The 26,279-nt window shown below is 38.4% G+C and carries 24 protein-coding genes; 4 read left to right on the top strand and 20 right to left on the bottom strand.

Features of this window, described 5'->3' with window-relative positions; genetic code table 11:
* Together I6F40_RS15085 and I6F40_RS15080 are read left to right on the top strand one after the other, a co-directional pair.
* The gene (locus I6F40_RS15085) at positions 1-1,218 is read left to right on the top strand and encodes a BCCT family transporter (protein WP_024592192.1); all 1,218 of its coding nucleotides are present in this window, start codon (positions 1-3) and stop codon (positions 1,216-1,218) included.
* A gap of 9 nt (positions 1,219-1,227) precedes the next feature.
* Positions 1,228-1,929 (top strand): TorF family putative porin, encoded by a 702-nt coding sequence (locus I6F40_RS15080; RefSeq protein WP_166376559.1) that lies wholly within the window; start codon positions 1,228-1,230, stop codon positions 1,927-1,929.
* Between the two features lie 115 nt (positions 1,930-2,044).
* On the opposite strand, the gene I6F40_RS15075 is transcribed toward I6F40_RS15080, so the two are convergent.
* The 4 genes from I6F40_RS15075 to fdxA form a co-directional block, all read right to left on the bottom strand.
* Positions 2,045-3,799 (bottom strand): putative bifunctional diguanylate cyclase/phosphodiesterase, encoded by a 1,755-nt coding sequence (locus I6F40_RS15075; RefSeq protein WP_442960736.1) that lies wholly within the window; start codon positions 3,797-3,799, stop codon positions 2,045-2,047.
* Positions 3,800-4,151: 352 nt separating this feature from the next.
* Positions 4,152-4,610, bottom strand: coding sequence for an Sbal_3080 family lipoprotein (locus I6F40_RS15070; RefSeq protein WP_166376557.1), 459 nt, complete (start codon positions 4,608-4,610; stop codon positions 4,152-4,154).
* Positions 4,611-4,636: 26 nt separating this feature from the next.
* Complete coding sequence (locus tag I6F40_RS15065; RefSeq protein ID WP_166376556.1) at positions 4,637-6,880, bottom strand: carbohydrate binding family 9 domain-containing protein; 2,244 nt, start codon at positions 6,878-6,880, stop codon at positions 4,637-4,639.
* 147 nt (positions 6,881-7,027) lie between these two features.
* Positions 7,028-7,351, bottom strand: coding sequence for a ferredoxin FdxA (gene fdxA / locus I6F40_RS15060; RefSeq protein ID WP_166376555.1), 324 nt, complete (start codon positions 7,349-7,351; stop codon positions 7,028-7,030).
* A gap of 194 nt (positions 7,352-7,545) precedes the next feature.
* On the opposite strand from fdxA, the gene I6F40_RS15055 reads away from it, so the two are divergent.
* The gene (locus tag I6F40_RS15055; RefSeq protein ID WP_166376554.1) at positions 7,546-9,153 is read left to right on the top strand and encodes an NAD(P)/FAD-dependent oxidoreductase; all 1,608 of its coding nucleotides are present in this window, start codon (positions 7,546-7,548) and stop codon (positions 9,151-9,153) included.
* Between the two features lie 95 nt (positions 9,154-9,248).
* A complete protein-coding gene (locus tag I6F40_RS15050; protein ID WP_166376553.1) occupies positions 9,249-10,748 on the top strand; it encodes an amidase family protein in 1,500 nt (499 codons plus the stop codon).
* A gap of 31 nt (positions 10,749-10,779) precedes the next feature.
* Here the strand turns inward: I6F40_RS15050 and I6F40_RS15045 are convergent, their stop codons facing one another.
* From I6F40_RS15045 to I6F40_RS14970, 16 genes are all read right to left on the bottom strand, one after another.
* Positions 10,780-12,084 carry a DEAD/DEAH box helicase gene (locus I6F40_RS15045; RefSeq protein ID WP_002958629.1) on the bottom strand — a complete coding sequence of 435 codons (1,305 nt, stop codon included), beginning with the start codon at positions 12,082-12,084 and terminating at the stop codon, positions 10,780-10,782.
* A gap of 90 nt (positions 12,085-12,174) precedes the next feature.
* Entirely contained in the window at positions 12,175-13,404 is a 1,230-nt protein-coding gene (locus I6F40_RS15040; RefSeq protein ID WP_121954600.1) for a beta-ketoacyl-ACP synthase, read from the bottom strand.
* Positions 13,404-14,129: a 3-oxoacyl-ACP reductase FabG gene (gene fabG, locus I6F40_RS15035; protein ID WP_166376552.1), complete on the bottom strand. Its 726-nt coding sequence runs from the start codon at positions 14,127-14,129 to the stop codon at positions 13,404-13,406. The genes I6F40_RS15040 and fabG overlap by 1 nt, the downstream gene beginning before the upstream one ends.
* A complete protein-coding gene (locus I6F40_RS15030) occupies positions 14,126-14,581 on the bottom strand; it encodes an ApeP family dehydratase (protein WP_165722742.1) in 456 nt (151 codons plus the stop codon). Before I6F40_RS15030 ends, fabG begins: the two co-directional genes overlap by 4 nt.
* Positions 14,574-15,743: a beta-ketoacyl-ACP synthase gene (locus I6F40_RS15025; RefSeq protein ID WP_121954593.1), complete on the bottom strand. Its 1,170-nt coding sequence runs from the start codon at positions 15,741-15,743 to the stop codon at positions 14,574-14,576. Before I6F40_RS15025 ends, I6F40_RS15030 begins: the two co-directional genes overlap by 8 nt.
* Positions 15,740-16,300 (bottom strand): DUF3261 domain-containing protein, encoded by a 561-nt coding sequence (locus tag I6F40_RS15020; protein ID WP_024593016.1) that lies wholly within the window; start codon positions 16,298-16,300, stop codon positions 15,740-15,742. Before I6F40_RS15020 ends, I6F40_RS15025 begins: the two co-directional genes overlap by 4 nt.
* Complete coding sequence (locus tag I6F40_RS15015; protein WP_166376551.1) at positions 16,288-17,526, bottom strand: NAD(P)/FAD-dependent oxidoreductase; 1,239 nt, start codon at positions 17,524-17,526, stop codon at positions 16,288-16,290. The genes I6F40_RS15020 and I6F40_RS15015 overlap by 13 nt, the downstream gene beginning before the upstream one ends.
* A 1-nt stretch (position 17,527) precedes the next feature.
* Positions 17,528-19,768 carry an MMPL family transporter gene (locus I6F40_RS15010; RefSeq protein ID WP_166376550.1) on the bottom strand — a complete coding sequence of 747 codons (2,241 nt, stop codon included), beginning with the start codon at positions 19,766-19,768 and terminating at the stop codon, positions 17,528-17,530.
* Between the two features lie 46 nt (positions 19,769-19,814).
* Complete coding sequence (locus I6F40_RS15005) at positions 19,815-20,324, bottom strand: outer membrane lipoprotein carrier protein LolA (protein WP_024593019.1); 510 nt, start codon at positions 20,322-20,324, stop codon at positions 19,815-19,817.
* A 23-nt stretch (positions 20,325-20,347) separates the two neighbouring features.
* The gene (locus I6F40_RS15000) at positions 20,348-20,776 is read right to left on the bottom strand and encodes an acyl-CoA thioesterase (protein ID WP_007580812.1); all 429 of its coding nucleotides are present in this window, start codon (positions 20,774-20,776) and stop codon (positions 20,348-20,350) included.
* Complete coding sequence (locus tag I6F40_RS14995) at positions 20,769-22,313, bottom strand: HAL/PAL/TAL family ammonia-lyase (protein WP_166376549.1); 1,545 nt, start codon at positions 22,311-22,313, stop codon at positions 20,769-20,771. Before I6F40_RS14995 ends, I6F40_RS15000 begins: the two co-directional genes overlap by 8 nt.
* A complete protein-coding gene (locus tag I6F40_RS14990) occupies positions 22,306-23,274 on the bottom strand; it encodes an LpxL/LpxP family acyltransferase (RefSeq protein WP_008137192.1) in 969 nt (322 codons plus the stop codon). Before I6F40_RS14990 ends, I6F40_RS14995 begins: the two co-directional genes overlap by 8 nt.
* Positions 23,264-24,013 (bottom strand): glycosyltransferase family 2 protein, encoded by a 750-nt coding sequence (locus I6F40_RS14985; protein WP_166376548.1) that lies wholly within the window; start codon positions 24,011-24,013, stop codon positions 23,264-23,266. Before I6F40_RS14985 ends, I6F40_RS14990 begins: the two co-directional genes overlap by 11 nt.
* Entirely contained in the window at positions 24,006-24,371 is a 366-nt protein-coding gene (locus I6F40_RS14980; RefSeq protein ID WP_166376547.1) for an ApeI family dehydratase, read from the bottom strand. Before I6F40_RS14980 ends, I6F40_RS14985 begins: the two co-directional genes overlap by 8 nt.
* Positions 24,355-25,719, bottom strand: coding sequence for an AMP-binding protein (locus tag I6F40_RS14975; RefSeq protein ID WP_197193164.1), 1,365 nt, complete (start codon positions 25,717-25,719; stop codon positions 24,355-24,357). The genes I6F40_RS14980 and I6F40_RS14975 overlap by 17 nt, the downstream gene beginning before the upstream one ends.
* On the bottom strand, positions 25,712-26,278 hold the full coding sequence (locus I6F40_RS14970) for a hypothetical protein (protein ID WP_166376545.1): 567 nt from the start codon (positions 26,276-26,278) through the stop codon (positions 25,712-25,714). The genes I6F40_RS14975 and I6F40_RS14970 overlap by 8 nt, the downstream gene beginning before the upstream one ends.
* Between the last annotated feature and the right edge of the window lies 1 nt (position 26,279).

Below are 26,279 nucleotides of genomic sequence, written 5' to 3'. Positions count from 1 at the left end.
ATGACTATTTGGCTTAATGCAGGGATCATTTTTACCTTACTTGCCATTATCACTATTTTAATTAAATGGGGTAATGTTCGCGTAGTAGGTGTAACACCAGTTCGAACCTTTACGTTTATAGCAATACTATTTACTTCTGGCCTAGATGTTGGCCTTATCATGTTTCCTTTAACTGAGTTTGCAGGTTATGCAGACATAAAAGCAAGCCCAGAATACGCGTTTGCAAATCCACTGGCTATTGAGTTTGGCTACTGGGGATTTTTGATCTGGGGATTTTACTTTCTTACGTGCTTTTATTTCTGTGTAATAGAACCTAAAGTGAAATTTTTCGAAATTCCTTGGGTTAAATTTATCAATAATGTTGTAATTATTGGTACATGTGCATTTACCGCTTATTTACTGCTTACAAACCTACCGTGGTATTTACCCGAACTAGGTGATGGAACAAGCATAGTTTCTGAGTTTTATTTAATTGTGTTTGCGGCTATCTGTTTTGCTGTGTACTCAAGTACTGATATTAAATATGTACGCATTTTAAGTATTTCTACTACGTGGTTATTCTTAGCTTTAATCGCCTTTATGTGGGCTGGCGCTTTTGTGATTGGTGATAGTCAAATGTCAGCATTTACAGATAACTTAGGCTCTATTGGTACTTACTTTGCAAACATTAATGAATTTGTTTTGCCGCTTAATGATTACCATGAGTTTTACTTATTCTGGTGGTTTGCGTGGAGCATAATGATTGGTCAATTTACATCACGCTTTGTTGGTGGACTTAAAACATACCAAGTATTGGGTGCGATGTTGATTTTCCCTTCTATTCCTATTGCGATTTGGTTTAGCGTACTTTATCACTACCATGAAGCCGGCATTCCAACTCAAGGCATTAAAAACTTTGCAATGGTATTTGTAGGTATTGTATTTGTAATTAACTCACTCGATTCGTTAGTGCGTTTATATACAGATAACCTAAACTTTACCGTAAAGCGTTTTGGCAAAATGAAATACATGATCGGAAATGTTGTCGCTTTATCGTTACTTACACTATTGTTTAAATTAGAATTTTTACAAATTCAGTGGGTAGGCGCATTGGTTATTGGATTGTTCTTTATCTGTGCTGGTTTTATCGGATACAGCAAGTTTAAAACAGTTACAAACATAGACAGCTCACCAAAAGCAAACGAAATTGATTACACAAAAATAGACACAGTACACTAGGGATTAATAATGAATAGAAAATTAAAACAACTTGTAGTAGCACTACCATTTGCACTTTTATCAACAACCGCAGCTGCTGATTGGTCAACAACAATCACTGCAGCGTCTGACTACACTTTTAATGGTGTAAGCCAAACAGATAGCGACCCTGCAATTCAAGGCAGCTTAGACTATGCCTTTGATAGCGGTGTTTACGCAGGTGTATGGGCTTCAAATGTAGATTTTGGTGACGATACTGATTTTGAGCTTGATGCTTATGTAGGTAAATATGTACAACTTGATGAGCAATTTAGCGTTGACTACGGCATTGCTTATTACACTTATCAAGGTAATAACAGCGATGGTAACTACGCTGAAGCTTACACTAAATTTGGTTATGCAAGTGAATACGGCCAAACTGAGCTTAACTTTTGGTACAGCTGGGATTACTTTGGTCAAGGTGGAGGTCATGTAATTTCAATGGTAGCACACACCTATGAGCTAGCTCCAAATCATGCACTACGTGCAAGCTTTGATATTTCAAACTCGCTTGATGGACAAAAATGGGCGTGGGACGTAAACGAGAAAAAATCATACCACCATTACCGTTTAGCATATCAAACAAGTTATGAAGGGTTTGGTATTGAAGTGGCCGCTGAAAACACAAGCTTAGATTACGATTATGCTGATGAGCGTATTGTACTTGCCGTTTCTCGCACATTTGATCTTTAATACAATAATTACTGATTAAACAAAAAATGCCACTCTATTTAGAGTGGCATTTTTATTTGTAAACCAACTAACTAACTAACTAACTAACTAACTAACTAACTAACTAACTAACTAACTAACTGACAATATCCCACGCACTTGTACCCGATGCTGAAAGGTTACTGGTGTTATTGCGTAGTACTTTATTACCGACATTAACCGATGACTCAGGGCGGCTTACTAGGTAACCCTGAACAGAGCTCACACCCATTTTTTTAACAAGTTCAAACTGCGCTATTTCTTCAACGCCTTCAGCTACAATTTTAAGACCTAGCTTTTTCCCAAGGTCACTAATAGTATTTAATATATCATTATATTTTTGGCTTTTATTAGCTTGGGCTATAAACGAGCGATCGATTTTAATAACATCTATTGGTAAATCCGCTAACGTACTTAAAGAACTAAAACCTGTACCAAAGTCATCAATAGCAATGGTGATACCCTCTTCTCTTAGCCTACTTAGCTCTTTAATTATTTTAGGGCTGGCTTTAATGAATGTTGATTCTGTAATTTCAAGCATTAAAGACGTCGCCGGTAAGCCGGTTTTTTTGAGCTTTTTCATTATCCAATCATAAATGTCACGGTGCTTTAGTTGAATACCCGAAACATTAACTGATATTTTGACTTTACGCATACCTGCATTATGCCATGCAGCCATTTGTCTACACGATTCAAGCATGATCCAATCGCCAAGTTCTAATATTAAATTAGATTCCTCTGCTATTGGTATAAACTCTGAAGGTGGGATCATACCCTCAACTGGATGGTCCCATCGGGTAAGCGCTTCAAAATAATCAATCATACAATCCTCAACATGCACAATTGGCTGAAAAGATAAGTAAAAATCTTTACAAGCGACCGCTAAACGCAACTCTTCGAGTAAATAATGGTAACGGCGCATTTTGTTACCCATTTCTGGCGAGTAAACCTTAAATATTCCCTTACCATCGCTTTTAGCTCTATACATTGCTACATCTGCTAACTGTAAAAGCGCTTGAGGCGTTGACGCACTTTCTGGGTAAGCAGCGATACCAATGCTAGCACTAATTTTTACAATTTTGTTACCAAGCACAAAGTCTTTTTCAAGCTCACTTAGCACATGCTTTGCAATTTCAACAACCCTGTCGCTATCATCAAGTAGTTCTATAAAAATGGAGAATTCATCTCCTCCTAATCTTGATAAGTTTTGCTCTAATTGGTTAGCGCTATTTATGTTACTTAATTTATGGTGACGTAAAACATTCGCAAGCCGGCTAGCAACTTGGACTAATATTTCATCGCCAAAACTGTGACCAAACGAGTCGTTTACTTGTTTAAAACCATCAAGGTCTATAAAAAGGAGTGCACACTTGAGATCTTCTTGATTCGCATGATTTATCTGTCTATCGATATGTTCGATATATGCATGACGGTCAATCAATAACGTCAGTTTATCTTGGCAGATACTTGTTTGGGTTTGTTTTACATAGTTAGCCACATGTGTATTTAAGCTATTTATTGATTGACTCAAACTACTTACACCCAAAGGGTTTTCTGCAGATTTTACTTGTAGGTTAAATGCAGTGAGTAAACTATTGGCTTGATGGTTAAGCTCAGCTATTTGATTTTTATAATGACGCTTTTTTCGCTCTCTACGTAAGTACAAACCTGAACCGAATATTAAAACACATAAAAGTAAAAAATTAATGGGGGATTCAAGTGTCATCATAATTAACTTATTCGAATCTGCCGCTACAAATTGAGTATCAGTAGTTTTAATAAGTAAGAAATCGGCGCTAGGTTGTTTGATGATGTAGTGGCCATTCAAAATGGGGTTATACCAAGAAGCCATATCAAGAGTGGTATTCGTTATTTCGAAGCTTCGTATATCAATACTGGTGTGAAATAAATTTATACGGTTAATCTGATTCGTTAACCCTATGTTTATGCAAAAACAAAATAAAATTATAATGAGGAAAACAAAGCCAAATGGTTTAAGTCTATTCATAAGAAAAATCCATTTATTTTACTTCTCCCTTAAATCTGTTAACAAAAGCGGATTATATCGTTTGCAGTCAGTACTAAGCAAGTACTGATATAATCCTTAGCCATTAGTATAACAAAAAATCGTAACAATAATGGATTAACCAAGCATACCTAACACAGTATAGATGGGGAGTAAAAAGGTTCTAATTGTTTAAAATTTAATACATACCGTCAATAAGCTCTATAATTTTTTCTTCAGCGTCTATAAACTTATCCAATCCACCACCGGTGCGATAAGATGCTTGTGCTATTTTTTCATTCGTTTCAACGTCTTTAATCCAAATATTTGCGTATGCCATATAGAGCGCTATATCCCAACGCCAATTTGCTACGTAGTAAGCCACTGCATTACATCCTGTCGTATCTGCACCTGATAATTCGGTCTGGTAGTCTTGGTGTTTCAATACATAATTGGCTGGAATTACCCGAGTTTCAACATCATGCTTTGCAAAACCTTTTTTCATTGCATCTATAACACCAGCTTTAACAGCCTTATGTTCAGCAATACATACTGTTTTAGGTATGTTTGTTTCAAATCGAGTAATGTCTTGCTTTGCAGCACAACCGGCCAAGGTGGCAACCATTGCTGCTGCAACTGTTATTTTTAACGTATTCATATTTATTCCTTTTTTATTTTTAATATTTAAAGCTGCCATGCATAGCTAACTTTTGTAAAAAATGTACGCTGATCTCGCTCAATATTTTCAAGAGAATCGTCTTGGTAACCTCTATCTGAGTAACCCAAATAAAATAGTGTTTGCGCATTAATTTTATATGAGTAAACAAGCTGGCTGCCATAGTCTTTATTGATTTGACTAACTTGGTAAAAGTAGGCGTTTTCGTCTCTATCAATGTCTTCAAATTGTAAAATTAATTTAAGAATTGAACGCATGCTAAATTTATAATGAAGTCTAAAATCGACCAAGTTAGCAGTAAATACGCGATCCCCTTGCGGGTTATCTAATTGACTGTAGTTATGCTTTACATCGAGCTGCCAATGGTCGTTAATATCCCACACTACTTGCGTTTGTGTGTCAAACGCGTCGCCTAACTGCTCGTTTGCATAGTCAATTCGGCTAGCGTATTCAACATACAGTGATAACTTAAAATCTTTAGTGGGTTTAAACCCAGTGTAAATATAACCAATATTTTGATTATAAAAATTGTCGTTATAATTTTCATAACGGTGCACTAAACCAATTTCAAAAATAGATTGTTTTTGACCTTTAAAACTTAAAAAACCCTCGTATTCTTCTTCAAGTAAGTCACCATTTTGTGCCCATGTTTTATCCCATTCTGCTTCGTACGACCATGAAGTTAGCAAATCAGCTTCGTCTCTATACCATGTTTGTCCGCCACCAAACCCCACTTTTTCGTAATCTACTTTAGCCTGATAGCCTAAGTCAGTCCGATAGTCTTGACCAATATTTTCATAATATGAAAATAATTTATAGTCACGTTTATCACGAGTTAGTTCCAACGCATACGCTTGGTCTGACTGTGTTTCAGACGTATTATAATTTTCAATTAAAAATTCAGAGTTACGGGTGTCAGCTGTCGATACTTGATATAAAAGAGTATCTGATTGATTAAACCAATAGCTCCCATCCACTGATAATACAGTGTTGTGATAGTCATCACTTTCTCTGTGCGTGCTTGAAAGGCCAATAGTACCCTGCTGACCTAGGTCATATTGATAACGCCCTGCGGCCGCATTCGTTTTTTCGTTTAAGCTTGCAAAGCTAGAGCCCTGATTCGTTGGCAGTAAAATATTACTATTATCGTCATCAGCTAGCATTAACGCATAACTATGATCGCCCGTTTTACCTGTTAGCTTTGCACCTAAAGTAGGCTCTGCAATTGTACGTGTATATAAAAGTTCAAATAAGCTGCTTTTAAAGTAAGAAGCTCCATCTAAAAAGAAAGGACGTTTTTCAGCGTAATAGACAGAGAAAGTTGTATTTACATCGAGCTCTAAAGAGTCCGTTTCTACCTGCGAAAAATCAGGGTTTATCGTTGCATTTAAAACAGCGTCTTTTGTTAAGCCCCAGCGTAAATCTAAGCCCACTTCGGTGTCTATATCGCCATTATTCCAGTTACCCGGTAGCTCAGATTTATTGTCATTACGCAGTGTGGTAAGTGTGGGTGTAAGCTGAATATTTTTACTTGATTCTATATCGCTAAAACCCACTAACTTATCAAACTGACAAAGACTGCATTTTGTATCGCGATCAAATCCCATGTTAGATAATTGATACAGAACATCACGCTGATAGTTTCTCATGACTGAAAAACCCCACGTTAGCTCTTTTTTATTTTCAGGAAAGCGCAGTGCCTTAAAGGGTATACGCATTTCAACAACGTAACCTTTCTCGTTAATTTGTCCCGCGCTATCCCAAATAGCATTCCATGAGGTATCTGAGCTCCATCCATCGGTATCGGTCATTCTTATATCGCCTTGTGCACCAAGGGGATTTACATGAAATTCATAACCACTGCGTTCATCATTAAATGTATCAATAACAAGAATAACTACGTCGTCTTCCCATAGCGTATCGCGGTCACGAAGTGATGCACGAATTTGCTCAGGGTTTGGGTCTTGTGCAACAAAAGCTACATACAAATTCGTACCATCTTCATAAATAAAAGCATCAGTTTTTACCGGTGGAGTACCTTTTTCGTTGGGCTCATCTTGGTAAATTAAAGGAATACGTGTCGCATTTTGCCAGTGCGCTTCATCCATAACACCATCAATAGTGATATTTGAATCAATTCGGGACAAGGGAATTTGCTGTTTTTCAGCGAATACATCAAGGCTTGAGAGTAATAAAACGAAACTTAAAAATAGGAAAGTGAACTTTTTTATTATAGTTATAAAGTACTGCATAAACATCCATTTAGACTGTAATTACCCATAAGGAGTAACTTAAGCTAAGGATTGTAATTTATCTAGGTACATTTGTTAATACCTTGCTAAGGTTATTCTTCATAATATTAACGAATTAACAATAAAGGAGTAACTAATGAGTCTTTATTAAGTTTCGAGCAGTTTAAGTTTATCGTCTATGCCATTCCATACATCAGCGTCCTCTGGTGCAGGTTTAATCTCTGTAATGCGCGGCCAGACCAGTGCAAGTTCAGCATTCAATTCAGTAAACTCTTTTTGAGATTCTGGTAATTCATCTTCTTGGTATATAGCATCAGCTGAACACTCAGGGACACATAAACCACAATCTATACAATCAATCGGGCTAATAGCTAAAAAATTAGGGCCTTCAAAAAATGCATCTGCTGGGCACACTGATACGCAATCGGTGTACTTACATTTTATACAATTTTCGGTGACTACAAACGCCATACTATTTTAATACCTAAGATTTTAAACAACAGTTGTGGATCATACCCATCCGCTCCAAAAATACAATAAATAAGTGCCATATCACCCTATTTTAACGTAAAATACGCGCCTTATGTTTGCACACCCGTTGTGCCCTGCATCCCCTTATTGTGAGCGGTAATAATACCCCGCTATGACACCTAAAAGAGATATAAATGATACGTTTAACCGAAATAAAGCTGCCACTTGATCATGACGAAGATGCAATTGGTCAAGCAATTGTAAATAAACTAAAAATCCAACCAGAACAATTGCACAGCTTTAATGTGTTTAAGCGTGGTTATGATGCACGTAAAAAATCAGCTATTTTACTGATTTATACACTCGATATAGAAGTTGATAACGAAGCCGAGCTACTCGCCGCATTTGAAAAAGACCAACATGTAAAAGTAGCGCCAGACACAAACTATAAATTTGTAGCCCACGCCAGCGTAAATATAACAGAGCGCCCTGTTGTTATTGGTTTTGGCCCTTGTGGTTTATTTGCAGGCTTATTACTTGCTCAAATGGGCTTTAATCCCATTATATTAGAGCGCGGTAAAGAGGTACGTGAACGTACAAAAGACACGTTCGGCTTTTGGCGTAAACGCACACTTAATACCGAATCAAATGTACAATTTGGTGAAGGTGGCGCAGGTACATTCTCAGACGGTAAGTTATACAGCCAAGTAAAGGATCCAAAACATTACGGTCGTAAAGTCATTACTGAATTTGTAGAAGCTGGCGCACCCGATGAAATTTTATACGTAAGTAAGCCACATATTGGTACGTTTAAACTTGTCACCATGATTGAAAAAATGCGCGCTCGTATAATAGAACTCGGCGGCGAAATTCGCTTTAGCACACGTGTTGACGATATTCATTTAGACGACGGGCAAGTAACAGGTTTAACACTTTCAAATGGCGAGCAACTAAACACTCGCCATGTTGTATTAGCCGTTGGGCACAGCGCACGCGACACGTTTGATATGATCCACAAAAAAGGGATTTATGTTGAAGCAAAGCCATTCTCAGTCGGTTTTAGAATCGAACATAAACAATCAATGATCGATGAATGTCGTTTTGGTACAAATGCAGGAAACCCAATTTTAGGCTCTGCCGATTATAAACTTGTTCATCATTGCGACAATGGCCGCACAGTTTACAGCTTTTGTATGTGCCCAGGTGGCACAGTAGTCGCTGCAACCTCTGAAGAGGGCCGTGTTGTTACCAACGGTATGAGCCAATATTCACGAAGTGAGCGCAACGCTAACAGCGCTATTGTGGTAGGCATATCACCGGAGCAAGATTTCCCAGGTAATCCACTTGCTGGAATAGACTTACAACGTAAACTTGAAGAGCAAGCGTATGAGCTTGGTGGTAGCAACTACGATGCACCAGCCCAGTTAATTGGCGACTTTTTGAAAGGTAAATCATCAGAAAACTTAGGTGAAGTACAACCCTCTTATACACCCGGTATTAAGTTAACCGACTTGAGTAAAGTGTTACCACAATTTGCAATTGATGCTCTTCGCGAAGCGATACCAGCGTTTAATAAACAAATTCGTGGCTTTTCAACTAACGACGGTTTATTAACCGGCGTTGAAACACGTACTTCGTCGCCTATTAGTATTAAGCGTGATAAAACATTCCAAAGTATTAACACCAAAGGGCTCTACCCTGCAGGTGAAGGCGCAGGCTACGCTGGCGGTATTTTATCAGCGGGTATTGATGGTATTAAAGCGGCTGAAGCGGTCGCACTGTCTATGTTAGAAAACGCTTAAACCTCTTTTTTAAGCCGTTTATCGAAAAGCCTCACTTTGTGAGGCTTTTTTGTGCTAAATGTATAGAAAATAATAACACCTCAAGCACCTCAACAATGATCAAAACATTTACCTTTTCGTTGCTTAGTGTATTAGCAATTTTTAACGCTAAAGCACAAGAGCTAAAAACCATCGATGAAATTCACAGTGCATATAAAAATAATTCTATTAATGCACAGCAACTCACCCAAAATTATATAGACCGAATTAATAAACTTAATCCACACTATAATGCGGTTATTAGTTTAGAGCCTACAGCTATTGCTCAAGCTAAAACGTTAGATGAACTTGCCGTCAAAGGAACTTGGGCTGGGCCATTACATGGAATACCTGTACTTCTTAAAGATAATATAGAAACTAAAGGCACACTTCCCACAACGGCTGGCTCTTTAGCACTTAAAAATAACGTTACTGATAATGATGCTTTTGTTGTTAAACAACTACGTAATGCGGGCGCTATAATTTTAGGTAAAGCTAATTTAAGTGAGTGGGCAAATTTTCGTTCATCCTATTCATCTTCAGGCTGGAGTGCCGTAGGCGGACAAACACATAATGCGCACGATGTAACACGTAACCCATGTGGTTCTAGCGCAGGTTCTGCTGTTGCGGTAGCACTTAACTTTGCGCCTATAGCATTAGGGACTGAAACAGACGGTTCAATTACGTGCCCTGCCTCAGTAAATGGAGTTTATGCAATAAAACCGAGTATGGGCCAAGTATCACGCTCAGGCGTTGTGCCTCTTTCAATTAGCCAAGATTCAGTAGGGCCGATTGCGCATTCACTTAAAGATGCGCTGCTGGTTTTATCAGTTTTGCAAGGTGAAGACTCCCTTGATGCGACAACTACAGGGTTTGAATTAAAAACAGGTAATATAAAATCAAAATCGTCACTTATTATTGGTGCACTGCCTAGCGACAAATTTACAGTTGAAACGCAGCGCCTTTATGCCAAGCAGTTACAAGCATTAAAACAGGCTGGGCACACTGTTATTAATGTAGATATTACTGATAACTTAGATACGCTATTTGCTGATGAATACTATATTTTACTCTACGACTTTAAAGCCGAAATTAATCATTACCTCGCAAACACTCCAACACAAGTGGCTGTTAAAAGCCTAAAAGCACTTATTAATTTTAATATTCAAAATAAAAAAACAGAAATGCCCCATTTTGAGCAAGATATCCTAGTCCAATCACAGGCCATTGATTTAACTAACAAACAAAAATACCAAGAGACTAAAGAACGCTATCGAACTTTAGCAACGACAGCCATTGTTAATGTATATAAAAACAACAAGCTTGATATTGTTATAGCGCCTACAGTATCCCCCGCCTGGAAAACTGACTTAGTTAATGGTGATAATTTTAATGGCAGTAGTAGTTCGTTATCTGCTATTGCTGGCACAACGCACATAACCCTACCGGTCGGAAAAGTAAGTGGTTTACCGGTTGGTTTGTCCATAATAGCAAATAAAGAGGACGAGCAAGCGGCTTATTTATACGCAAACATTATTGATGAGGTGTTATTACCAGGCACAAAAAAACCTGAGTAAACTCAGGTTTTTTTAAACTAAACGGCGTTAACTATGACTTTTTAAGTGACAGTTTTTCGCCTTTTAAGCTTTTACGAACGCTTGAAATACGTGAGCGATTTACTGCTCTCGCTTCACCGGTTGCTTGTCCTGATAACTTGTTAGAACGTGTACGGCGTAAATGCGCTGGTTTTTTACCAATTTTATCAATTAGTACTTCACGGTTACTTACTTCATAACCTTCTAAATATACACGTTTGATTTTTTGGCCGATTAGCGTTTCAATTTCAAACAAAGTGTTTTCTTCTTCACGGCTAACAAATGAGATTGCTTGACCTTGGCGACCAGCACGACCTGTGCGGCCAATACGGTGAACGTAATCTTCTGCAAGCCATGGTAAATCAATATTAATTACACGAGGTAAGCCATCAATATCAATACCACGAGCAGCGACTTCTGTAGCCACTAATACGCGTACCTTGCCTTCTTTAAATTCACGTAAAGCACGACGACGGTTACCTTGAGATTTATCACCGTGGCAAACGCCTGCCGGAATACCATCAAGGTTAAGCTCTTTAACAAGCTCATCAGCTGTTTCTTTCATGTTTACGAAGACAAGCACTTGTTGCCAGTTTTTCTTACCAATCAATTCAGAAAGTAGCTCTTGCTTACGACGTTCTTCAACTGGGTAAACAACATGCTCAACGGTGCTTGCTGTACTGTTAGTTTGATCAACACGCACTATTTCAGCTTGTTTCAATACTTTAGATGCAAATTGTTTAATTGCTGCAGGGAATGTAGCAGAGAAAAGTAAAATCTGGCGCTCTTCTGCACAGCTTTTAATAACGTTTTGCATGTCTTCAATAAAGCCCATATCAAGCATACGGTCAGCTTCGTCAAGAACAAGGTGCTTAACACTTGCAAGGCTTAAGTTACCTAAACGAATATGATCAAATAAACGACCTGGCGTTGCAACAACAATATCTACACCTTCTTTTAAAGCATTTGCTTGGCCGGCAGTGCTAACACCACCAAATAAGCTAACGACTTTAAGTGATGTATGCTTTGCAAAATCTCTAAAATTATTTGCAATTTGTTCTGCAAGTTCACGCGTTGGAGCAAGTACTAATGCATGAGGTGCATTAGTTGTGCTGAGTTCAGACTCAACCAATTTTTGGATGATAGGTAAAGCAAACGCGGCAGTTTTGCCGGTACCAGTTTGTGCACTGGCTAAAACGTCTTTACCTTTACGAACAGCAGGAATTGCTGCGCGCTGAATGGGCGTAAGGGTGTGATAGTTAAGTTCGTCCAACGCCTGGATGATTTCAGGAGCGAAACTAAAAGATTTAAAATTCATGCTGTATAACCTACGGCCACATTATCAAGGGTCGCAAATTATACAGTAAAAACGAGCTAACAGTTAGTCATAACTTATCTTTTAACGTGTTTAATCTACTTTATAGCGTTTAAATATTAAAGAGGTGTTAATACCACCAAACGCAAAGTTATTACTCATCACGTAATCGGTATTAATCTCACGCCCTTGATGCCTTATGTAATCAAGCTGAGCACATTCGTCATCAACGTTATCTAAATTAATTGTTGGTGCAAACCAGTTATCTGCCATCATATTAATGCTTGCCCATGCTTCTATTGCACCACAAGCACCTAATGTATGCCCCAAATAACTTTTTAACGAGCTAATAGGTTTGCTGCCCAATGCTTTAAACGTTGCGTGAGACTCGGCAATATCACCTTTATCTGTTGATGTACCATGAGCATTAACGTAACCAATTTTTTCTGGTTCTAAATTGGCATCTTGCAGTGCCATTTCTATCGCTAGTTGCATTGTTTTTGATGTTGGTTGAGTAACGTGCTGTCCATCAGAATTACAACCAAAACCAACCACCTCAGCTAATATTGTTGCTCCGCGCGCTTTTGCATGTTCGTATTCTTCTAAAATAAGTGTACCCGCGCCTTCGCCTATCACTAAGCCATCGCGATTTTTATCAAAAGGTCTTGGTGTTTGTTTTGGTGTTTCATTTTTTGTAGATGTTGCATAAAGCGTATCAAATACGGCGGCTTCAGTAATACATAACTCTTCAGCTCCACCAGCCACCATTATTTTTTGTCGGCCAAACTTAATCGCTTCATAGGCGAAGCCTATTCCTTGAGATCCCGATGTACAAGCAGAGCTTGTTGTTATAACACGCCCTTTTAAACCAAAAAACACACCAACATTTACAGGGGCAGTATGCGCCATCATTTTAATGTAACTCGTGGCTGTTACACCTGACATCGACCCCGTTTCCATCATATTTGCAAAGGCGAGTAGTGGTTCAGTAGAGCCAGTAGATGAGCCATACGCTATGCCCGTAGAGCCATCTGTTAGACTTTCGTGCTCGAGTAATTTGGCTTGTTCAAGTGCGCATTCAGTAGCACGAGTTGACATAAGTGACACTCGCCCCATTGAACGGATTTGTTTTCGTTTGTAATGACTTGGTCGCTCAAAGTGTTTAACTGGCGCGGCTAAACGAGTATTGAGGTCGTCAGCTATATCCCACTCTGGCATAGTAACAACGGCATTTTCGCCTTTAATTAAGGCTTGTTTGAATTCAGACCAATCATCGCCCAATGCAGTGACCACCGACATCCCTGTTACAACAACGCGTTTAATCAAACCATGCCACCATTAACCGAAATCACTTGGCGTGTTATGTAAGCTGCATCATCAGACATTAAAAAAGCGACTGTTCCCGCAACTTCTTTAACGCTCCCCATGCGTTTAAGGGGTATCATTTTCATCATTTCATCAATAGGTAATTCATCAGTCATCGCGGTTTCTATTAAACCAGGTGCCACACAATTAACTGTGATTTTGCGTTTTGCCAATTCTAATGCAAGTGCTTTAGTGGCCCCAATAATACCGGCTTTTGCTGCACTATAATTTACTTGTCCTCGGTTACCTGCAATACCTGACACCGATGACATTGTAATTATTCGCCCACCTTTACGGCTTTGTACCATAGGCATTACAGTTGGGTGTACTACATTATAAAACCCATCAAGGCCTGTACGTATTACACAATCCCAGTCTTCCCCTTGCATAGCAGGAAATGCCATATCGTTAGTAATACCTGCATTACACACCACGCCATAATAAGCACCATACTGAGCTATATCTTCTATTATTTGTGCTTTGGCCTGCTCTCTGTCACATACATCAAATTGTAATAAACTGGTGGCTCTACCTAATGCATTAATTTCATCGCATGTTGCTTGAGCTTGCTCAATACCGGCTCTGCAATGTACGGCAATATCAAACCCTTGCTCAGCAAGTCTTAACGCAATAGCTTTACCAATACCACGGCTTGAACCCGTAACTAAAATTCTTTTTGTCATTGATTTTCTCTTATAAATTCCAACGGGTTTTCAGGCTGAAATACATTGATTTTTGCTTGGCAAAGTAGAGTTTCACACGCGAGTATTTGACATTCAAATACACTTAAACCTGACTCTTCTTGATATAGTTTTTTCACTTCAATAGTCAGCTTACTGCCGTTTTTAAAACACGGTTGATAAGTTTGATATTTTCGCGTGCCAATTAAAAAACCAATTTTTACAGGTTTATTTTCATCATTCGCCAACGCACCAGCGTAAGCGGCAATAGACTGCGCCATGTACTCAACACCAATATAGCTAGGTACGCCATTAATTGCAGGACTAAAAAAAGGGCTTTGCTCAGTGATAGTAACGCCGCATTGAGCTTCATCTTCGCTGTGTGTTAAAAGGCTATCTATTAAAATCATAGGCGCATCATGCGGGACTACTTGCTCTATAGGGTAATTAGTCAACGTTAACTCCCAATATTAAGCTGGCATTATTACCGCCAAACGCAAATGAATTAGATAAGCAGTATTTAAGAGCTGGCTTAAACGCTTGTTTTATTATTTTTATATCAGCCAAATCACTGCCTTCTTTAATCGCGTTATACGGCAGCATATGTTGGCCGCTGTCTTTTAATAATAACCAACATATACCGGCTTCAATGGCGCCTGCAGCACCAAGAGTATGCCCTGTTAAATGCTTACTTGAGCTAAGCGGGGTATTGTTGCCAAACACGCGATTAATTGCAAGTGCTTCCATTTCGTCATTTTTTACAGTAGCCGTACCGTGAGCGTTAATATAATCAATATCACCACAGGATAATTTTGCGCTTTTTAGTGCTTTTTCCATTGAGGCTTGGGCGCCCATCCCATTAGGATCGGGGGCTGACATATGATGCGCATCTGAGCTTTCGCCACTGCCTAGTAACGTAACGCCGTTATTTGTTATTGGCTTATTTTTAGTCATTACAAATAAAGCGGCCCCTTCACCAATATTAATGCCGTCTCTGGTGCTAGAAAAAGGCTGGCATAAACCCGAGCTTAAAGAAGCGAGCGAGTCAAAGCCATTAATTGTTAATTGGCACAAACTATCCGCACCACCACAAATTACCACATCGGCTAAATCAGCATTTAGCAAAGCTCGGGCGCTAATTAACGCTTTGCTACTCGACGTGCATGCAGTAGAAATACTGTAACAAGGCCCTAGAGCCCCTATTTTATGTGCAATGTAATGAGCGGGTGTTGCTAACTCTTGATCACTGTAACTAAAGTCATCAGGCCAGAGTTTTGTACTTTCATAGCTTTTACGTGCTCTTTCGCCATCATGAATACCTGATGTACTAGTACCCATTACAATTGCGATACGCGACTTATCAATATGCGAAAGTTTATCTAAGGTTGGCTTAATCTGCTCTAAAGCTAGATCAATAAATGTATTGATACGTTTATTATTTGATAAAGCAATAGACTGAACTTGCCCGACATACAGCGGGGTTTGCTCAGCACTTAAACTTTTATTTAAAGTTAATAAAGGAGTTGCAGGGTTATATTTATTTAAGCTTGTTGTGGTTGCATCTTGGCCTATGCCCATCGCACTCACAATGCCTAAATCATTCAGCCAATATGTCACTGTTCTACCTTTTTAAATGTTATTTGATACTGATGTAAAATATTGTTCAACGTTGTCGACTCATCACTATAGTCAATGGTAATAAATGTACCCTCATCGTTAAATACTTCCCGATTAGAGCCAACCTGCTCTATTAAAGCACCCTCTAACTGCTTTTGTAAAAATGCTACTGGCCAATGTACTAATGCAATATCCGCTAAAATATAATGAGGGTCTATCCCTTCTACCGCCAGCATATTTCGTGTTTTTACTGGGCCATTTAAAGGTTTTTCAAGCTCCATAATCGGAAAGCCTTGCACTGTCATTAACAATAACTTAATTGCACCTTTGTCATTTATAGCTAATTGGGCAAATACAGTGTGTGTGTTTTGCTGATTCGTAATATACAAAACATGCTGCCAAGACTTATCAAACATTTGTGCTGGCACGCTATTAATATTTAATTGAATATTAGGTGATAGATACACTCTATTTTTAGATGCTGTAAAGCTCGTACATGCGCTCAATACAGCAAATATAAATACACTACACACCGCATACTTAATTAATTTTGACATAACTGAGCCAACACATTTAAACGGCGTTCACTTTGTGCAACAAATGGGTTATTTGTATCCCATGCGTAACCCGCTAAAATAGCACTAATCATTTCTCGCACCTGAGTATTTTGTTCAGAGTAAAATATCACATCCTGAAAACGCGTATCGTACCACCCTGTTACAAATGTTCTAAAACAATCGACTCCAGCTTGTAATGGCTGTGCGTAGTGAGCGTCAAAATCGACGACTTCGTTTTTTAAATAGCGATCAACAAGTGGGGCAACTAAATTTGCAGATTTGAGTGCAATTGTTACACCTGATGAAAATACCGGGTCTAAAAATTCCCCCGCATTACCCAATAAAGCAAAGTGCTTACCATATAACTTACTCACATTTGCCGAGTAGCCTTTTATATTTTTTGCTGGAGTTAATAACTCACGCTGTGCTAACAGTGTTTTTAAATAAGGGTCTTGCTCTATAAATTGATTCAGTAAATCGCTAGATTCATCATCATTAAAACGCTCTGACTGCGCCACAACCCCAATACTCGCAGTACCATCACTAAAGGGAATAAGCCAATACCACACGTCTGAATATTGAGGGTGTACGGTAATCAAAATTTTATTTCGATCGAAGCTTGTATCACTAATATTGTCTTTAAAGTGACTAAAATAAGCGCTTCGAACAGGAAAGTTAGAAGGAAGCTCTAAATCTAACAATTTTGGTAATACACGCCCAAAGCCACTTGCGTCCAATACAAATCGGGCATTAACGCGATAAGCTTGCTGCTGCTCATTGTGTACCACTAATGATGCACCATTTGGCTCATCACAGTAGTCAACCACCGTGTGCTTATATCTGATTTCTACGCCTTGTCCTTGTGCCTTGTCTGCTAATAATTTGTCAAAGTCGGCTCTTTTCACTTGATACGTAGTGCCTGGGCCTTTAGTAAATTTTTCAGTGAAATTTATAGTTGTATTTTGCCCTGCCCGATGAAAAGCAGCGCCATCTTTAAACTGAAAACCTAAAGCCGCTGCATTGTCATGTAATGTATCGATTAAGCCCGCGTCTTCTAAGTACGCCATACATTGCGGCAGTAAGCTTTCACCAATTGAAAAACGTGGAAACGCCTGCTGTTCAAGTACCAGTACCCGCCATCCCTTTTGAACTAAAAGACTACTAGCCAATGCACCCGAAGGCCCAGCGCCAATAACAACAACATCGTACTGCTCAAAGTTATTCAAATTATTGTTCCTTTTGAGGCTTTAAAACACTCAGCGGTGATAAAAAGTAAATAGCTAAAATCCCTACCATTACACTCAGCCCAAAGCTAAAAATAGCCGGTGTATCAGATGCACTCAACATCCCAAATACCCACATTGATGACGCAGCCGATAAGCTAATCGCTAACACATTTTTGGGCTCTAACTTATTTATTTGATAAAAAACGAGGTAATCAATTGCTAAGGCAATAACAAGTAACGCACCGAGTAAATTAAATAACGACAAGCTACCTTGAATCGCATTACATACCCAAAGCATGCTCAACACCACAACAGATAAAATGGTCACCTGCAGCAGCGCTATCTTAATCGTAAATCGCCAACTAAAAAGCAGCCAACTAATAAAACCCGCAAGCACTAGGCTTAATAGTAAATATTCACGGTAATCACTTAATAAAGCACTAATTTGTTTAGGTTTATTATAAAGGTAAATTCCATTGTTTTTTTCAACCTCATTAATTAGTTGATCAGATGAAATACCCGAAATAGACACCCACGTTATCGATTGTTCTGACTCAACAACCATTTGAGAAAGCAGTAATGGTTTAAATGTACTCGTGGCGAGTGTTTCATAAGTTAATAACGGTGCCTTTGTACTTACTAACGCTTGCCCTGTAACGCGCTCTGCAATATCCAAAGTCCCTTTGTTTTTAGCCTGTTCAAACAAGGCTTGGTTATCCCTCTGCTTTTGTAAACTAGGCAACCAATGGCTAATGCTATTATGTTTAAAATTAGGGTTTAGTTGGGTTAAGCGTTTTAAAAATTGTTCTTGTTTTTGTAAAAGCGCTTCGTCGCTATCTGCAAACATAAAAACAATTTGGCTATCCCACTGCCCAAGTAATAACAAATGCTTTTTTTCGTTTAGCATTAAATGTTCGGAGCTTGCATTTAATAGCTTTACATCATCATTAAAGCTAATAGGTTTTATTAAAAATAACGCACTTATAAGGGCTAATAATGTAATGAGTATCGGTTTTTTTAAACTATTGCAGTATAAAAAAACCTTAATGAGCTTTTGACTCATCAATAAACTCGAAGGCGATAACCTGAGTGTAGATTGCCACAATGGCAAAACTAAAACTGTAAATAGCCAAGCACTCACTAAACCCGCAATAACAAACACGCCAACTTGAGATAATAACGTTAGTGGCGCACCTAGTAAGCAACAATAACCCAACGTAGTCGTAATAAGAGAGAGTAAAAGCGCAGATTGTGTCCCTTTGCTGTAGCCTTTTTCATACTCTTTTTTGGCTAAATCAGTCATACCATGAAATGCATAATCAATGGCAATACCAATCAAGGTAACTGCAAAAACAAGCGTTAATAAATGAATAGTCTTAAACAGCAACACCATAGCGATAGCGCCGCCAATAAGTGCACTCAGTACGGTAAAGCTTGCTAATAAAATACTGTTTAAACGCCTAAACACCCAAAATACCATAACAATAAGGGCTAATAAGCTAATGCCACCAAACAGGCTCATCTCGTATTTAGCTTGTTCAGCATTTTCAGCCGTATGAAATAGCACACCAGAGTAAGTAATGCTTAAATCAGGGTAGGTTTTATTAAGTATATTTATCTGTTTAATTATCGCGCCAGCTAAATCAATTGATTTATTAACCCCTAAATTTTCAGGCGCTAAGTTTGCCAAAATGACACGGTATTCAACGCCTTTTAAACGTCGAGTTAAACGACCTTGTTCAAGCGTAAACAATTGGCTTTGTTTTAAGTTATCTCCTATAAATGCCGCTAGGCTCAAACTTGTATCTTTGCTTAAGGTAGCACTTACAAATGGGTTGCCTAACTGATTTAATTGCTCAAGGTAATAATGTTCAAACGTTGTTTTTTTGCTTAATGTTTGCTTGTAAGTATCACTTAATAACGCATGTTTGAAAGGTGAGAATGTTTGCGCTAAATCGTTAACGGACGGAAAGTTAAATGTGCTTTTAATTGCATTATCGTCAAGCCATTTTTGGAAATCATCAAATGCTTTATTTTTATTATTTCCTGCAAACGAGAACATAATACGGTTAGCATTTTGCTGAAAAAAGACATCTTCAGCATGTGCAATTTGGGAGTGCGACTTTGGCAATAAGCTAAACATATCGGCGCTAAACGTTGGTTTAGACAGCCAAAAAGCTGCAGCAAAAAGTAAAATTAAACTGCTAAACCACCCTACAATAACGGTAATTCGTTTTGTCACTGCACTATTCCCTTAATTAACCACTGCTTTATTTAAAAACATAATTTTATTTGGAATAAGTAAACTCAATTTTTGTGTTATTTCCTGAGTGCTCATTTAGTGTAATACTACTCACTTGCTTAGCAGTTTCACATAAAATAAAATCACTAAATAATTGCTTTAGCATCGCTTCTTTTGGTATTAACTGTGTGCAACTGTCTTGCATTTTAGCAATGTCAAAACGTGTTTCCAGCGCACTCATATTTACGCTAAGTAAGTCACTCAGTAATCCTACAAATTGCTCGCTACCGGGTTGTGGTATTAACTCACCATTGGCATTTTGTGCAAGCACTTTGCCGTTTTCTATTATGAGCATACTCTCAACAGGCATTTTCACTTGCCAAATTAGCTTTTCGTCAATTAACGAAAAAACACCCGACGAAATAAAAGGCTTAGCAAATCCATTAAATTGCTTATATTGCTTAAACTCACCTTTAATAACTGCTGCATTTACTACAGAGCAAAACAGTAAAAAGCTAATGGCTATGCTCAATGTAAAACATTTTAAAAAATTCATTTAATCGCCTATAAAATAAAAATTTAATTCAAAACCGCTTTTAACTTATTAAATAAAATAGCGGGTGATTCAAATTGCATTTCTTTGGAGCTAACCTCAACCGCAACTTGCGTGGTTGAGGCTTTAGTAAGGCGCTTATTAGTTAGCGAGTCAGTGATTACGTAATCAATCCGTAGTCTATTCTCGTATTCTTTTAAATAAGCCGCTACTTTAATTTTTTGAGTAAATACTGCTGAGGCGACATACTTTATTTGCATATCAACAATAGGCCACGCGTAGCCCGATTCATGCATTTGTGGGTAATCATAATCAAATAAACGCAGTAACTCGCAGCGCGCTACTTCTAAGTAACGTGGGTAGTTACCATGCCATACAACATTCATTGGATCGCAGTCATGAAATGGAATTTCAATTTCTACAACATGCGTTAATAATGCACCTTTACTATTCATACAACGCCCAACGTTTAGTTTGAATATACCCTATTGTTTGCCTTAGCACGGCTTCCATTGGTCTATCCTCAGTGAGGTTTTCAAAGTAATCAGTTATATCGGTATACATGTTTTGCATATCTTGCGTTAAAGTCGAAAACTCAAGATCGCCTTGTTTTATACGCAATCTAACACCTTGAATACTGGCTAATAACGTACTTGCTAACACTTGTTCTGTTAGCTGTAAAATACGTAAACAATCGCGAGACGCAATAGTTCCCATACTCACTTTATCTTGATTATGACACTCCGTAGAGCGAGAAAAAACGCTGGCCGGCATGGTTAGTTTTAATGCCTCTGCTGTGTAAGCACTACAGCCAATTTGAACCGCTTTAAAACCATGATTAATATAACGGCGCTCTGGTGCACTATCAGACAAGTTTGAAGGAAGCCCATTGTTGTACTTAGTATCAACCAAAGAAGCGATTTGTCTGTCGGCTAAATCAGCAAGGTTTGCAACGGCTGTTTTCATGCTATCCATTGCCATTGCAATGTGGCCTCCGTAAAAATGCCCGCCGTGTAATACATGCTCACCTTGGCCGTCAATTATTGGGTTATCGTTTGCTGAGTTAAGCTCGTTTTCTATCATGTGCCTAAAAAACGGAAGACTGTCTTGCAGCACACCAATAACATGGGGTGCACAACGGATTGAATACCTATCTTGAAGTCTGTCTGCATTACGAGGGTGATCGTGATGGTTTAAATCTTCTCTTATCCAACGTGCAATTTGTTGCTGCCCAGGATGTGGCTTAACTGAAAATAATATCTCATCAAAATGATGGCTATTTCCTTTAAGCGCTAAACTTGATAATGCAGTAATACGGCTCGCCAGTTTAGCTAAGTAATTAGCCCTATCAAACGCTAAACACGCTAATGCAGTCATTACCGCTGTGCCATTCATAACGGCAAGACCTTCTTTTGGCCTTAGTGTTAGAGGTTCTAAGCCAACTTCATTCATAACTTCAGCACTGTTACGTACTTGGTCTTTGTAAAACACATCACGCTCGCCTACCATCGCACCTGCAACGTAAGATAACGGTGTTAAATCGCCACTGGCACCTACTGACCCTTCTTGCGGGATCACTGGCACTATATCGTTATTTAAGTAATCTTTAAGTAGGTGCAGCATTTCCCAGCTAATACCAGAGTAGCCCTGTGAAAGTGATGTTAAGCGGGTCGCTAAAATTGCACGCCCTTGCACTTTATTAAATACATCCCCGAGTCCACAGCCGTGAAAGCGAGTTAAATGCAGAGGTAATTCATCAACTAAATCAAGGGGTACAGCCACCGTTACAGAATCACCGTAACCAGTAGTAACGCCGTAAATTACGCCATCTTCTTTTAAAAGTGTGTCTAAAAAACGCAAAGCGCTATTAATTTTAACGCTAAAAGTTTCACAGCTATTTAATTGCACTTGTGTTTCATTAAAGGCAACTCGAACAATATCTTCAATTGATAATCGCTGATTGCCAAAAAGCTGTATATTTTGTTCAGTCACACTTGTTCTCCATTGATTGATCGCGCACTACCTGCTGATCACTTTTCCAAAAATCGTAAAAATTAAACCACTGATAAGGATATAAAGCTGCGTAATAACTCAAACGCTGTGCATAGTCAGTAATAATAAGTGTTAGCGCCTGCTGTCGCTCTCGTCGAGGCATTTTTAATGATTGGCTGTAATGTTCAAATATCACTTGATACTTTTTGCTTTTTTTATCTTTTAAACAAAACAAAAAGTAAACAGGGCAATCAAGCAGCGCGGCTAATATAAAAGGCCCCTGTGAAAATGGGGCATTTTTGCCTAAAAATGGTACCTGTACCGACCGAGAAGCCGTTGTTGTGCTTGTTCTGTCGCCAACAATAACGATTATTTCTCCCTGCTCTACTTTTTCTTTTAGTAAAATAGCTAAGTCAGGCCCCATATCAGTCACTTGTATTAAATTAACCGACACATCTGGGTTAATCTTTTTAAGCATTTTATTAAATTCAACAGCGTGATGGGTAAACACCAGTACATTTATTTTTTTACTGCTGCGGTGCTGGCTAAGTGCCCTGCACACCTCTAAATTACCCAAGTGGGAACCTATAAAAATAGCCCCTTGATTTTGCTCATCTAGCTCAGCAAATAAATGCTCATTCGTGTATTTAATATCACGTTGAGTTATTCGCCCAAGCCAAGCATCAATTTTATCTAATGCGCTATCTGCAAAACTGCAAAAGTGCGTTAATTGCATTTTAAACGTAACAGGTTGTTTGCAGCCTTGGTAAACATTAACTTGCTCTAAAAACACTTTAGATGCTACACGCGCTACTTTTCCTGTTAAAAAAAGATAAAAAACCACAGGAAACAAAACAATCCACAGCCCTTTTCTACCCAGTAATTCATGAGCAAATAACAGTATTTGAATACCTAAGAAATTACCGCGCTCTTGCATTTTAGACCAGTGTTTAGCCGCCATAACGCCTCTTTAATTTATGCCAAATTAACACAGGAGAGCGAATCAACATTCCAAAAAACAAGCGGGTGTGTAACCACGAAATACGCACGTTATCGTGTAATGGCTGAAAATGAGAAAGCCCATTTTCGGGGTAAATTACTTGGCTAGGTAAAAATACAAAAGGCACATTGCGCCAATATAAACGCACTAAAATTTCGGGGTCAAAATCCATGCGTTTTCCAAGCGATACCTCATCAATTAGCTTTGTACTTTGCTCAAGCGGATACACTCTAAAGCCACACATTGAATCTACAATTGTAAAACTTAACGTTTCAATCCATACCCAAACATGCGTTAAATAACGTGCTAAATAACGGTGTTTAGGCACTGAATCGTCATATATTGGGCAACAGCTTATAAGCGCTTTAGGCTGAGCGTTTGAAAGCGCTATTAGTTTTTTAATATCAGATAAGTCATGCTGCCCATCTGCATCAATCTGTATCGCATGCGAAAAACCTAGCTTATGTGCCTGCTTTAAGCCTGTTTGTACCGCGCCGCCTTTGCCTTGATTATCGTCGTGGGCAACTACACTCAACTGCGCGTGTTTTGCATCAAGCTTACTGAACACATTTTTAGCTTCGGCGTTGCTTGCGTCATCAACCATAATAATAGGAAGATTAAATGACGATAATTGGCTCAGTACATCATCAATAACCGTAACGTGATTATAATTTGGGATAACAATACAAAAGTTATTCATTTATCAGGCTATCAAAAACAACACGGCCAGATGCATGCTGTCCTTTGTTTGAATTATACGAAAAGGTATATTTATTCTCTGCTTTTTGCTCAAGCAATAATTCGATTGTTATACCTGGGGTAATCACTACCTGAAATTTTAATACTTCAACATTTTTAACAGGTTGCTGAACATTATAATATTTACAAATTGCAGCCACAGCCCAGTCTAATTGCACAACACCTGCGAGTATTGGGCCATCCGTAAAATGTCCTTTGAAATAATCTAAATCATGAGGAACTAGTAAGCTTAATTTATACTTTTGCTCTGCTTTTTCACAAGACAGTAAATCAGGATGTGTTTTAGTCAACTTTTGCAAAAAGACTCTCCAATGCTTTTAAATTTAACTTTGCCTGTGAGTTGTATGGTAATTGCTCTACAAAACGCCACTTTTTAGGGATACAAATTCGCTCAAAGCGCGCTAATGCATGCGCTTTTAATAAATTATTTGTAGCTAACTTACCGTCACCATTAAAAAACATCTGCCCTTTATGCGTAAGCACAACAATAGCGCCTACAATTAATCGCTCACCAGGCAAGGCGATTACTTTAGCTTCACTTACCCACTCACTAGTACACAAATGTTGTTCTAGCTCATCTAAACTTAATCGCTTTTCTTCTAATTTTATAATTCGGTCGAATCGGCCTAATAGTCTAAATTGACCATTTTTAAGTACTTCGCCTCTATCATCTAAAGGGTAATTTTTGTCGCGAACGAGCGGTGAGTTTAAAATTAAACGCTGATCATCCAAAGCCCGTACTTTAATACCCGAAAATGGCTGCCAAAGGCTAACCTTTTCAAGTGAAGTAACTTGTCGATATGCAATACCACCGGTTTCGGTACTACCAAAAACTTGTGTAACTGGTTTATTTAATTGCGTAAACAACGATACAGCATCTTCGTTTAATAGCGGTCCGCCTGATGAAAAAATCCATTGTAAATGAGACTTATCATCCACTAAAACATTATCAATACATAACCGTTTTAACTGCGCTGGGCTTGAAACAAACACTACTTTTTTAAATAACTTGAGCTTTGTAGCTATATGTTCTGGGTAATGCAATAGCTCTGTATTTACAACCTTTCCTGCACGTAATGGCCACAATAATCTAAACAATAAGCCGTATATATGCTGATGCGAAACACTCGCTATAAAAATAGTATTATCAATCAGTGCGTAGCTATTAATTAATGTACTTAATTCTTTATTTATTACCTGCCACGTTTTTACAATTGGCTTTGCTTTACCCGACGAGCCCGACGTGTAAAAAACAATTGTGCCTTCTTGAGGCCATTTAATTGTTTCAATAGATACAAAGTGAGGTTGATTGACTAAGGTTCCTATATCTAAAAAATCAGCCTCTAAATCGGCTACTAATTCAGACTCACCAATAAAAAAAGGTGTTTGTTTAAGCAAGGAGTTTAACGTTGCAGGTTGCCCATTAGGCGGCAAAATCACTGTGTTTCCGTGTAGTGCCAAAGCAAATAAGTACACGGCAAATTTGTAGGTGTCTGTGGTGTATAAAACAACCGATGATTTAGCATTTAACGTTGATAGCTTTGCTAAAACTTCGTTTATATCACTAACAAACTGACGCTCCGAAATATCATTATCAGTATGATTAAAACATGTTCTTATCGCATTACTTTGAAAAGCATTAAACACCGGCGTTCCTTTTTACTTTTTGTCTGACTAGCCACTCTATAGCAAACAATGTGCCCATAGCTAAGTAAGCAATAAAACCATTATAAAAAGCCCAGGTTTCTAGGCTACTAAAAATACTGGTGTACAGGGCAATACCACCGTTTAATACAAAAAAAACACACCACACTAGCGTTACTTTTTTTGTATAAATCACACCGTTTTCATCAAGTGAGGGCTCAGTAATGCGCGCAAGGGTTTCAATAATAGAAGGCCCTTTATACAAAGAATACGCAAACACAACTAACATAACTAAATTAATGATTACGGGATACAAACGCAGCCCTAAGTCGCTATCCATTACCTTGGAAATCAAAATAGTAATGGCAGCTAAAAATGTAGCGGGCTTTAACCACGGCATTTTATCAAACAAGGCTCTGCTTAACCAAAGTCTAAGCCCGAGTAAAAATAGCAGTAATACTGTAATAATCTGACTATTAAAACGCGTAAGACCTACGTACACAATAATAGGGTAGCAAGCCAAGCAAATCATAATTAACGTTGTTAAAACTGCTTTTAACATA

The organism is Pseudoalteromonas sp. SWXJ133 (assembly GCF_015864365.1).
In the GTDB taxonomy this organism is placed as follows: domain Bacteria; phylum Pseudomonadota; class Gammaproteobacteria; order Enterobacterales; family Alteromonadaceae; genus Pseudoalteromonas; species Pseudoalteromonas arctica.
Note: the sequence above shows the minus strand (reverse complement) of the source record. Positions and strands in the feature narration are given on the sequence as shown.

Coding starts and splice junctions, on each gene's coding strand:
- I6F40_RS15085 (WP_024592192.1), top strand. CDS start 1: ATGACTATTTGGCTTAATGCAGGGATCATTTTTACCTTACTTGCCATT.
- I6F40_RS14990 (WP_008137192.1), bottom strand. CDS start 23,274: ATGGCGGCTAAACACTGGTCTAAAATGCAAGAGCGCGGTAATTTCTTA.
- I6F40_RS15000 (WP_007580812.1), bottom strand. CDS start 20,776: ATGAATAGTAAAGGTGCATTATTAACGCATGTTGTAGAAATTGAAATT.
- I6F40_RS14970 (WP_166376545.1), bottom strand. CDS start 26,278: ATGTTAAAAGCAGTTTTAACAACGTTAATTATGATTTGCTTGGCTTGC.
- I6F40_RS15070 (WP_166376557.1), bottom strand. CDS start 4,610: ATGAATACGTTAAAAATAACAGTTGCAGCAGCAATGGTTGCCACCTTG.
- fabG (WP_166376552.1), bottom strand. CDS start 14,129: ATGACAAAAAGAATTTTAGTTACGGGTTCAAGCCGTGGTATTGGTAAA.
- I6F40_RS15005 (WP_024593019.1), bottom strand. CDS start 20,324: ATGAATTTTTTAAAATGTTTTACATTGAGCATAGCCATTAGCTTTTTA.
- I6F40_RS15065 (WP_166376556.1), bottom strand. CDS start 6,880: ATGCAGTACTTTATAACTATAATAAAAAAGTTCACTTTCCTATTTTTA.
- I6F40_RS15075 (WP_442960736.1), bottom strand. CDS start 3,799: ATGGCTTCTTGGTATAACCCCATTTTGAATGGCCACTACATCATCAAA.
- I6F40_RS15020 (WP_024593016.1), bottom strand. CDS start 16,300: ATGTCAAAATTAATTAAGTATGCGGTGTGTAGTGTATTTATATTTGCT.
- I6F40_RS15055 (WP_166376554.1), top strand. CDS start 7,546: ATGATACGTTTAACCGAAATAAAGCTGCCACTTGATCATGACGAAGAT.
- I6F40_RS15050 (WP_166376553.1), top strand. CDS start 9,249: ATGATCAAAACATTTACCTTTTCGTTGCTTAGTGTATTAGCAATTTTT.
- I6F40_RS14985 (WP_166376548.1), bottom strand. CDS start 24,013: ATGAATAACTTTTGTATTGTTATCCCAAATTATAATCACGTTACGGTT.
- fdxA (WP_166376555.1), bottom strand. CDS start 7,351: ATGGCGTTTGTAGTCACCGAAAATTGTATAAAATGTAAGTACACCGAT.
- I6F40_RS15080 (WP_166376559.1), top strand. CDS start 1,228: ATGAATAGAAAATTAAAACAACTTGTAGTAGCACTACCATTTGCACTT.
- I6F40_RS15045 (WP_002958629.1), bottom strand. CDS start 12,084: ATGAATTTTAAATCTTTTAGTTTCGCTCCTGAAATCATCCAGGCGTTG.